This window comes from Streptomyces sp. MB09-02B (genome assembly GCF_033794485.1).
Taxonomy (GTDB): domain Bacteria; phylum Actinomycetota; class Actinomycetes; order Streptomycetales; family Streptomycetaceae; genus Streptomyces.
In genome coordinates this window covers 1-6,007 of record NZ_JARGEE010000493.1, presented here as the reverse complement: position 1 = coordinate 6,007, position 6,007 = coordinate 1, and the positions used below count along the sequence as shown (strand labels likewise).

The window sequence follows — 6,007 nt, the reverse complement described above, 5'->3', positions numbered from 1 at the left end:
GACACCCCCCAAGGCGCCCCCAACACCCCACCACGGCCATACGAGCGGTAACCGCACTACGCCCCGCCATCTCGGGGCACTATGACGAGGTGACCGGCGCCGAGCGGAGCGGAGCGCGCGGATCGGGTCGGGTGACCGGCGCGGTCCGCTCGGTGGGCCGCGCCCTCCACCTCCCGTTCACCGGCCCGGCCCGAGGCATCCGCAAGGCCACCCACGCCCACGGCGCCGGCGAGTCCGGCCTCGGCAAACTCATCGAACTCCACGGAGTGAACGGCGCCGGCGACGTGATGATCACCGTCTCCCTCGCCTCCACCGTCTTCTTCTCCGTCCCCACCGACGAGGCCCGCGGCCGCGTCGCCCTCTACCTCGCCATCACCCTCGCCCCCTTCGCCCTGCTCGCCCCGGTCGTCGGCCCCCTCCTGGACCGCCTCCCGCACGGCCGCCGCGCCGCGATGGCCGGCGCCATGCTGACCAGGGCGTTCCTCGCCCTGATCCTCGTCGGCGCCGTCGAGACCGGCCGCATCGAGATGTACCCCGCCGCCCTGGGCGTCCTCGTCGCGTCCAAGGCGTACGGCGTGGTCAGAAGCGCGGTCGTCCCCCGCCTCCTCCCGCCCCGCTTCTCCCTGGTGAAGGCCAACTCCCGGGTCACCCTCTGCGGCCTGCTCGCCACCGGCGTCGCCGCGCCCATCGGCGCCGGACTGCAGGCGCTCGGCCCCCGCTGGCCGCTCTACGGCGCCTTCCTGATCTTCATCGCCGGTACGTTCCTCTCCTTCACGCTGCCCGCGAAGGTCGACTCGGCGAAGGGCGAGGACCGGGCCCTGCTCGCGGCGGACGCCGAGCATCTGCACGGCCCGCACCGCAGCAGCACGCTCAAGCGGCCAGGCCTGCGGACGGTCGGCCCGGCGGTCACCCACGCGCTCGGCGCGAACGCCGCCCTGCGCGGCCTCTCCGGCTTCCTGATCTTCTATCTGGCGTTCCTGCTGCGCATCCATCCGCTGCACGGGCAGAGCGCGGCCCTGTCGCTGGGCATGGTGGCTGTGGCCGCCGGCACCGGAAACGCGCTGGGCACAGCCGTCGGCGCGTGGGTGAAGCAGCGTTCGCCGGAGCTGATCATCGTGACCGTCGTCGCCGTGGAACTCGCGGTGGCGATCGTGGCGGCGCTGTTCTTCGGCACGTTCTTCATCGCCGCGCTCGCCGCGGTCGCCGGTTTCTCGCAGGCCCTGTCCAAGCTGTCGCTGGACGCCCTGATCCAGCGTGACGTCCCCGAACTCGTGCGGACCTCCGCCTTCGCCCGCTCCGAGACCCTGCTGCAGATGTCCTGGGTGGTCGGCGGCGCCATCGGTATCGCCCTGCCCCTCAACGGCACCCTGGGGATGGCCGTGGCCGCCGCGATCGTCGCCGCCGGCTGGCTCACCACGGTCCGCGGTCTGCTCTCCTCCGCCCGGCACGGGCGCGCGCCCCGCGCCCGGGTCGCCTGACCGGGCGCCCGGCCGTCCGGCACGCCGTACCCCACGTAGGGGCTCCCCTGGACGGGCCAGATAGCCTTCGCCCATGACCTTCCAGCCCCGCGGCGGAGCCGCTCGTCGACACAGCCGTCGCGCCGCAGCCACTCTCGGCGCTGTCTCCGCCGGACTTCTCGTCCTGTCGGCCTGCGACGAGCCGACGCCGATGGCCACCGTCACCATCGGTACCGACTCGATCAGCTCCGAGGCCGCCTGCTACCGGACCCTCACCGCCGAGCAGGCCGTGGAGTGCACCAAGGAGAAGCCCTCCAAGTCCGTCGAGCTGCCCGAGGACGAGACCCTCCGCATCGGCGTCGACCCGGAGGTCGCGGACGCGGGCTGGACCCTGTGGATCGACGGGCGGCCGGTCGTCAACGAGACGTTCGACAAGACGTACAAGGTGTTCCCCAACCCCGGCCTCTTCGCGACCCAGCCCGGTCAGACCGCCCCGAAGTCGCTGATCATCAGCGTCGTCCAGCAGAACGCCGAAGGCTCGAAGATTGAGGGCGTGTGGAACTTCGAGCTGAAGAACCCGGACGCCTGATCCACCGCCGACACCCATGCGCATCCTCGTAGCCACCGCCGTCCCGGCCGAACGGGACGCGGTGGCACGAGCGCTCCCGGCCCCGGCGACCGAGTCCCGCCTCCCGGCCGGCACCCTGCACCGCCACCGGATCACCACCCACGGACCGGACACGCCCCCGCCCGAGAGCCCCCGCGCCACCGGCCCGCAGTACGACCTCCTCGCCGCCGGAGTGGGCCCCGCGCTCGCCGCCGCCTCCACCGCCGGCGCGCTGACCGCCGCCGTCCTGGAGGGCAGGCCCTACGGGCTGGTCGTGTCCGCCGGAATCGCGGGCGGGTTCCTGCCCGAGGCCCCCCTCGGCTCGCTCGTCCTCGCCGACGAGATCACGGCCGCCGATCTCGGCGCCGAGACACCGGACGGCTTCCTCCCGGTCACGGACCTCGGCTTCGGCACCGTCACCCACCGCCCCCCACGGGATCTCGTACACGCCGCCGCGACCGCCACCGGCGCCCGTACCGGCACCGTGCTGACCGTCTCCACGGTCACCGGCAGCGCCGGGCGCGCGGCCGAGCTGCGCGCCCGTCATCCCCGCGCGCTGGCCGAGGCGATGGAGGGCTTCGGGGTCGCCGAGGCAGCCGCCGCGCACGCCACGCCCGTCCTCGAACTGCGGGCCGTCTCCAACCCCGTGGGCCCGCGCGACCGCGCCGCCTGGCGGATCGGCGACGCCCTGACCGCACTCACCACGGCCTTCGGGAAGCTGACGCCCGTACTGGAGAGTTGGGACCCATATGAGCCCTGATCCGACCATGAGCCCTGACACGAGCCCCGCGAACGCCCCCGAGGCGGCTGGCGGCGCGCTGCGGATGGCGTACTCCCCCTGCCCCAACGACACCTTCGTCTTCGACGCCTGGGCCCACGGCCGGATCCCGGGCGCGCCCGCGCTCGACGTGACGTTCGCGGACATCGACATCACCAACGGGATGGCCGAACGCGGCGACCTCGACGCACTGAAGGTGTCGTACGCCGTCCTGCCGTACGTCCTCGACACGTACGCGCTGCTGCCGTGCGGCGGCGCGCTCGGCCGGGGCTGCGGTCCGCTGGTGCTGACGCGGGAGCCGGGGACGGACCTCACCGGCCGTACGGTGGCCGTGCCGAGCGAGCGCTCGACCGCGTACCTGCTCTTCCGCCTCTGGGCGGCGGACACCCTGCCCGGCGGGGTCGGTGAGATCGTCGTGATGCCGTTCCACGAGATCATGCCGGCCGTACGCGACGGGAAGGTCGACGCCGGACTCGTGATCCACGAGGCCCGCTTCACCTACCGGAACTACGGCCTCCACAAGCTCGCCGACATGGGCGAGCACTGGGAGGAGACGACGGGACTGCCGATCCCGCTCGGCGCGATCATCGCGAAACGCTCGCTGGGACGGGAGACCCTGACGGCGCTCGCCGAAACGGTCCGCGCCTCCGTCCGCGCGGCCTGGGACGACCCCGAAATCTCCCGCCCGTACGTCCTGGAGCACGCCCAGGAGATGGACCCGGCCGTCGCCGACCAGCACATCGGCCTGTACGTCAACGAGTTCACGGCCGACCTCGGCGAGGACGGCTACGCGGCGGTCAGGGGTCTGCTCACCCGCGCGGCGGCCGAGGGACTGGTACCGCCCCTCGGCCCGGGCGCGCTCGAATTCCCTTGAGAACGAAGGGAGTCGGTGGGAATCGGCCGGGTCACACGTCCAACTGGTCGGCCACGGCGCGCAACAGACCCGCGATCTTGTTGCCGGCGGCACGGTCGGGATAGCGGCCCCGCTCCAGCATCGGCGTGATGTTCTCCAGCAGTGTCGTCAGGTCCTGCACGATCGAGGCCAGCTCGTCGGGCTTCTTGCGCTGGGCGGCGGCGACCGAGGGGGCGGGCTCCAGGATCGTCACGGAAAGGGCCTGGTCGCCGCGCTGACCGGCGACGACTCCGAACTCGACCTTCTGGCCCGGCTTCAAGGTGTCGACACCGGCGGGCAGTACGGAGGAGTGGACGAAGACGTCACCGCCGTCGTCGCGGGAGAGAAAGCCGAAGCCCTTCTCGCTGTTGAACCATTTGACCTTGCCAGTCGGCAAAGCACACGCTCCCTCTGTCGCCGCCGGACTGGCCGGACGCCCTTGAACTGCCGTTCAGACAGCCTACCGGGGGTCTCTCCAGCCTGACACGCCTTAAAACGAGACTGAGCCCCTACCAGTGAAGGCCAAGGCTCAAAGTGGTGCAGGAAGCGTGAGGGGCTACCCAATGTGCTGGTAGAGGGTGGGGCGGGAGGCTCCAAGAGCCTCGGCAATGGCAGTGATGCTCTCCCCCTTGACCTTACGAGCCCTGGCCACCGTGAACACGTCCTCAGTGATGACGGGCGGACGGCCACCGGTACGCCCCTGAGCCTTGGCGGCGTCGAGACCAGCGCGGGTGCGCTCAACGAGCATGTCTCGCTCAAGCTCAGCAAAGGCAACCATCATCGTGAAGAGGAACTCACCTTCCTGCTTGGGCGAGTAGTTACCGGCGAGAGTTCCCATGAGGATACGGAGCGCGATTCCACGGGAGTGCAGACCCTCAGCGATCGTCAATACGTCCTTAGTTGAACGGAACCGGTTCTCGGTGTGCGCAAACTGCTCTGGACAGCACTACAGCGGGTCGTCGGACCCGCCGGTCCCCAGCCTATTGGTCCGGGGGCGGGTGACAAGACGTCGGCCGACTGTTCCCTCGCGCTGGGAACTACCCTGGTCGGGTGCGTGACAAAACCCAACCGAATTCCGCCGAACCCGGTGACCGACTGATCCGTGTCGGCGGCATCGTCTTCGTCGTCGGCGCCGTGGCCACACTGGTCACCGTGGCCCCGCTGTTCCTCGGAACGACTCCGTTCCCCGTCTACATGTTCGTCCTGAGCATGCTCATGGGGGTCGGGTTCCTCATCGCCGGTGCCGGAGTGCTCCAGTCCGTCGCGGCGGGGCGCAGAAGGGCGCGCGAGGCCCGTTTCTAGCCTTGGTACGTGGCGAGCCACGCGGGGAAGGCCGTGAGGTCCGCGAGGACGACGTCGGCGCCCGCCTCGCGCAGCTCCCGTTCGTCACAGGGGCCGGTGGCGACGGCGACCGAGTGCGCCTCCGCCGTGCGCGCGCCGCGTACGTCGCCGGTGTGGTCGCCGACGTACACGCTCGCGCCGTGCTCGCGCAGGGCGTCCGCCTTGGCCTCCGCCCACAGGTTTCCCACGACCACGTCGGGCTCGATGCCGAGGTGCTCCAGGTGCAGCTTGGCGTTCGGCTCGTACTTGGCGGTGACCACGATGGCCCGCCCGCCGGCCGCCCGGACCGCCGCGATCGCCTCCGGCGCGCCCTGCATCGCGGGGGTCGCGGTGATCGCGATGGCCGGGTACATCTCCCGGTAGAGGTCCGCCATGGCCGGGATCTCCGCCGCCGGGAACCAGTGCGCGAGTTCGTCCGCCAAGGGCGGACCCAGCCGGGTGATCGCCAGGTCGGCGTCTATGTACGCCCCCGTCCGCGCGGCGAGCGCCACGTAACAGGCGTGGATCCCCGGCCGCGAATCGATCAACGTCATATCGAGGTCGAACCCGACGGTCAGCATGCGAGAACTCATGCGGTCCATTGTGGGGGCCGGGTGGGGCACGTTGTCGGGTGCGGGCCCGGTGGGGCTTCTCGCGCAGTTCCCCGCGCCCCTGAAAGATCCAGGCCCCTGCGGGCCTGGAAGACCACGGCCCTGCGGGCCTGAAAGACGACGGTGCTGCGGGCCTGAAAGACGACGGTGCTGCGGGCCTGAAAGACGACGGTGCTGCGGGCCTGAAAGACGACGGTGCTGCGGGCCTGAAAAGCACGGGCGGTCCCTTATAGACAATTCCAAGCCCACGAGCCCGGCAGAAAACTTGTATACCGTCCTCTGCTGATACACAAAAACAGTAAAGCAAAACAGTACACGCAGAAATGATGAAGAGAAAAATGT

At 70.7% G+C, this 6,007-nt stretch carries 7 protein-coding genes and 1 pseudogene; 5 read left to right on the top strand and 3 right to left on the bottom strand.

What is annotated here, in order from left to right:
- Window positions 1-131: 131 nt before the first annotated feature.
- The 4 genes from P1P70_RS38815 to P1P70_RS38800 all read left to right on the top strand — a co-directional run bounded on the left by P1P70_RS38815 (window position 132) and on the right by P1P70_RS38800 (window position 3,716).
- Window positions 132-1,478, top strand: coding sequence for an MFS transporter (locus P1P70_RS38815; protein ID WP_319246172.1), 1,347 nt, complete (start codon window positions 132-134; stop codon window positions 1,476-1,478).
- Between the two features lie 73 nt (window positions 1,479-1,551).
- A complete protein-coding gene (locus P1P70_RS38810) occupies window positions 1,552-2,046 on the top strand; it encodes a hypothetical protein (protein WP_319246170.1) in 495 nt (164 codons plus the stop codon).
- A 16-nt stretch (window positions 2,047-2,062) separates the two neighbouring features.
- Window positions 2,063-2,824 carry a futalosine hydrolase gene (locus tag P1P70_RS38805; protein WP_319246168.1) on the top strand — a complete coding sequence of 254 codons (762 nt, stop codon included), beginning with the start codon at window positions 2,063-2,065 and terminating at the stop codon, window positions 2,822-2,824.
- Window positions 2,825-2,831: 7 nt separating this feature from the next.
- Complete coding sequence (locus tag P1P70_RS38800; protein ID WP_319246166.1) at window positions 2,832-3,716, top strand: 1,4-dihydroxy-6-naphthoate synthase; 885 nt, start codon at window positions 2,832-2,834, stop codon at window positions 3,714-3,716.
- 31 nt (window positions 3,717-3,747) lie between these two features.
- Here the strand turns inward: P1P70_RS38800 and P1P70_RS38795 are convergent, their stop codons facing one another.
- On the bottom strand, window positions 3,748-4,131 hold the full coding sequence (locus P1P70_RS38795) for a cold-shock protein (protein ID WP_306819878.1): 384 nt from the start codon (window positions 4,129-4,131) through the stop codon (window positions 3,748-3,750).
- Window positions 4,132-4,290: 159 nt separating this feature from the next.
- A pseudogene (locus tag P1P70_RS38790) lies at window positions 4,291-4,629 on the bottom strand (recombinase family protein); the annotation flags it as partial.
- Window positions 4,630-4,784: 155 nt separating this feature from the next.
- Between P1P70_RS38790 and P1P70_RS38785 the strand changes: the two are divergent.
- The gene (locus P1P70_RS38785; protein ID WP_217179750.1) at window positions 4,785-5,036 is read left to right on the top strand and encodes a hypothetical protein; all 252 of its coding nucleotides are present in this window, start codon (window positions 4,785-4,787) and stop codon (window positions 5,034-5,036) included.
- On the opposite strand, the gene P1P70_RS38780 is transcribed toward P1P70_RS38785, so the two are convergent.
- Window positions 5,033-5,656 carry an HAD family hydrolase gene (locus P1P70_RS38780; protein ID WP_319246159.1) on the bottom strand — a complete coding sequence of 208 codons (624 nt, stop codon included), beginning with the start codon at window positions 5,654-5,656 and terminating at the stop codon, window positions 5,033-5,035. The genes P1P70_RS38785 and P1P70_RS38780 overlap by 4 nt on opposite strands.
- Window positions 5,657-6,007: the final 351 nt, after the last annotated feature.

Excerpts from the sequence above, each read along its gene's own strand:
- P1P70_RS38800 (WP_319246166.1), top strand. The coding sequence starts at position 2,832 with ATGAGCCCTGACACGAGCCCCGCGAACGCCCCCGAGGCGGCTGGCGGC.
- P1P70_RS38805 (WP_319246168.1), top strand. The coding sequence starts at position 2,063 with ATGCGCATCCTCGTAGCCACCGCCGTCCCGGCCGAACGGGACGCGGTG.
- P1P70_RS38810 (WP_319246170.1), top strand. The coding sequence starts at position 1,552 with ATGACCTTCCAGCCCCGCGGCGGAGCCGCTCGTCGACACAGCCGTCGC.
- P1P70_RS38780 (WP_319246159.1), bottom strand. The coding sequence starts at position 5,656 with ATGGACCGCATGAGTTCTCGCATGCTGACCGTCGGGTTCGACCTCGAT.